This is a genomic window from Microcystis sp. LE19-131.1A (genome assembly GCF_027532015.1).
Classification (GTDB): Bacteria; Cyanobacteriota; Cyanobacteriia; order Cyanobacteriales; family Microcystaceae; genus Microcystis; species Microcystis ichthyoblabe_A.
Window position 1 is genome coordinate 1 of the sequence record NZ_JAPZSS010000009.1, and the last position, 3,335, is coordinate 3,335.

At 42.0% G+C, this 3,335-nt stretch carries 2 protein-coding genes and 2 pseudogenes; 2 read left to right on the forward strand and 2 right to left on the reverse strand.

Features of this window, described 5'->3' with window-relative positions:
• Positions 1-210 (reverse strand): annotated as a pseudogene (locus O9323_RS00540) (flagellar assembly protein H); the annotation flags it as partial.
• A gap of 4 nt (positions 211-214) precedes the next feature.
• Positions 215-2,218, reverse strand: a complete 2,004-nt coding sequence (uvrB, locus tag O9323_RS00545) for an excinuclease ABC subunit UvrB (RefSeq protein WP_002776882.1) — start codon at positions 2,216-2,218, stop codon at positions 215-217.
• 192 nt (positions 2,219-2,410) lie between these two features.
• On the opposite strand from uvrB, the gene O9323_RS00550 reads away from it, so the two are divergent.
• The gene (locus O9323_RS00550; RefSeq protein ID WP_002733480.1) at positions 2,411-2,899 is read left to right on the forward strand and encodes a hypothetical protein; all 489 of its coding nucleotides are present in this window, start codon (positions 2,411-2,413) and stop codon (positions 2,897-2,899) included.
• Between the two features lie 98 nt (positions 2,900-2,997).
• A pseudogene (locus O9323_RS00555) lies at positions 2,998-3,335 on the forward strand (hypothetical protein); the annotation flags it as partial.

The following is a 3,335-nucleotide window of genomic DNA, read 5'->3' on the forward strand; positions in this document are numbered from 1 at the left end:
AAAGGGTTCAAATAAACAGGGATTAATCGCCATTTTTCCCAGTAATCCTAGCAGTTCTCTCGGATTATTATCGAGAATCTGGGGTGAAAACCAGACATCGATTTCTCGTACTTCTCCTCGTACAACCCGTGCCGATTTTACTTCTCCCAGAGAAGATAATAATTCTTCGAGATAATCTTTAGCAAACTGGTCATGAATAAATCTAGTCATAGGTTTATCTAACGTGATTTAATAATTTATCTCGCAATTGCTTAATCCGATCACGATATTTAGCCGCTGCCTCGAATTCTAGATTTTTCGCCGCTTCTTTCATTTGCGCTTCTAGTTGTTGAATTAATTCGGGAATTTGTTCTAAAGAAAGTTCTTCTATATTCTCATAAACCTGCTCTAATTGTTGGGAATTGAGACGACGGGAAATATCCAGAAAAGCCAAAATTGAATTACTCGACCTTTTAACAATCGGTTGCGGAATAATCCCATGTTTCTGGTTATATTCCTCTTGAATAGCTCGCCGTCTCTTGGTTTCTTCGATCGCATTAATCATACTATTAGTGAGATTATCTCCGTAAAGAATTGCCTGACCGCGAATATGACGAGCAGCCCGGCCAATAGTTTGAATTAAAGAGCGGGTAGCCCTTAAAAATCCTTCCTTATCTGCGTCTAAAATCGCTACTAGAGACACTTCCGGCAGGTCTAACCCCTCGCGAAGCAAATTCACCCCGATCAGCACGTCAAAGACCCCTTCTCGCAGGTCTTGGATAATTTCAATCCGTTGAATTGATTGAATTTCTGAATGTAGATATCTAACTTTAATTCCCCTTTCTTGCAAGTATTCGGTTAAATCTTCGGCCATGCGTTTGGTTAAAGTGGTAATCAAAACCCGTTCATTTAACCGCACTCGCTCCTTAATTTCCCCTAATAAATCATCCACTTGTCCCTCGGTTGGTCGCACAAAAATCTCTGGGTCTAAAACTCCCGTCGGTCGGATAATTTGTTCAACAATGTGATTTTCTGACTGTTCTAATTCCCAATCTCCCGGAGTGGCCGAAACAAAAATACATTGATTAACTTTCTGCCAAAATTCTTCCGACTTCAAAGGACGATTATCCGCAGCACTGGGTAAACGAAACCCGTGATCGATCAAAACTTTTTTTCGTGATTGATCGCCATTATACATTCCGCGAATCTGCGGCACACTGACATGAGATTCATCCACAACTAATAACCAATTTTGAGGAAAATAATCCACCAAACATTCCGGCGGTTCCCCCGCTAACCTACCCGCTAAATGCCGCGAATAATTTTCTACTCCGTTACAATAACCCACTTCCTGCAACATTTCTAAATCATAACGAGTCCGTTGATCCAAGCGTTGCGCTTCCAGTAATTTGCCCGCTTTTTCTAACTCCAATAAACGGTTATCTAACTCGGTTTTAATATCCCGACAGGCTACCTCTAAACGTTCCTCCGGGGTAACAAAGTGACGGGCCGGATAAATACTAATTCGCTCTAATTTTTGCAAAACTTCCCCCGTCAGGGGATCGAGATAACGAATACTTTCAATCTCATCGCCAAAAAAATCAATTTTAATAACCCGATCCTCGTAAGCGGGAACAATTTCCAAAATATCGCCCTTGAGACGAAAACGGCCGCGAGTTAACTCCAAATCATTGCGATTGTACTGCACTGACACCAAGGCCCGTAATAATTGCCTTTGGTCGAACTCTTGACCAACTGTTAAGGAAATCGCCGCTTTCAGGTATTCCGCCGGCATTCCCAAACCATAAATACAACTAATGGAAGCGACGACGATCACATCCCTGCGTTCAAACAGCGAGCGCGTGGCTGAATGGCGCAGCATATCGATCTCATCATTAATTGAAGAACTCTTTTCGATGTAGGTATCGCTGACAGGAATATAAGCCTCCGGTTGATAGTAGTCGTAATAGCTGATAAAGTATTCCACGGCGTTATTGGGGAAAAATTGCCGCAATTCGTTACATAATTGGGCAGCCAAGGTCTTATTATGGGCTAGGACAAGGGTAGGCCTGCCGATTTTCTCGATCACAGCGGCAATGGTGAAGGTTTTGCCGGTGCCAGTTGCCCCCAAGAGGGTTTGGAAACGATGCTGGTTTTGCAGGGAATCTACTAATTTATCGATCGCTGCCGGTTGATCCCCGGTGGGTTGAAAGGGTGCTTGTAGTTGAAAAGCGGTCATTAGCGGCTAGGTGTAGAGAACAGGCAAAATAAATTATCAATCAAATTACCAACACTGATAGGGTTTTGGGGAAAGAAAGATGTATCTTAATATTAGAGAGGATTTTAAAAAAAGATTAAAAGTCTTCGAGAATACCCTAAACTTAAATCTTATCGTTTCTCCGAAGCTATTAACGGAAAGGAGTATCAGGTTATGACGGTGGAAAATCTAGAAACGAACGGGACTCAAACCCCAGCAACTACAGAAGAAAAGACCAGCACACGCGGTAAAGCTACTACGGCTAAAACCGCCAAAGATAAAGAAGTGGTCGCCCTTTCGGTGAAAAACAACGCTGAATCGGCTTCCAAAGCCTTAAAATTCTATCAACCCGAACATCGCTTACCCGAAAATCGTCCTGTTGGTACTAGCCATCTTCACTTCACGGAAGATGAAATGTTACCCGGCGGCCGTCCCGTAGAAGTTAGCCATCTGAAAGTGGTTAGTACCTATTCTTCCGTAGGTGGATTGCGTCCTGTCGGCTCTAGTGGTATGGAAGTTAGCAGCACTCTAGCGATTTCTGGCAATCGTCCGATTGCTCTCAGTCATCTGCACATTAGCGAAACTTATACAGTCATGGGTAATCGTCCCGTTGCTTCCAATGAAATCGATGATCCCGAAACTTTAATGGGATTTTTGGATTAATTGTTTTGTTGATCAAGATAGATTTTTTCCCTGTCCCGGACGGGGAATTTATTTTTTTTAGCTCACCGTTTTTAATCCCGATGCTGTTTAAGCAAAAATTGTTCTTAATTGTCTCCTTTCTAATAGTGGTTTTTTGCGGTTTCGGATTATTAAATCTTACCTACGATGCTTCAGTTTTAGCACCGCAGCAATATTACCAGATTCGATCGCTTCATACTTTACAATACCAGAAAGTCTTAGAGAATGAACTGGGGCGAGCCGGATATCTACTGTTGTTAATGATAGTTGGAACCTTGCAAATACTAAAGCAAGCTAAGTTAGAGATATTAGCAGAAGCACTACCAATACCAATCCTGTTTGAGAGTCGGAGAAAAAAACTAAAAAGATTTTTAAAGCTGGAAATTCTGAATATTGAAAAAATCTGGTTTCTCTGCCT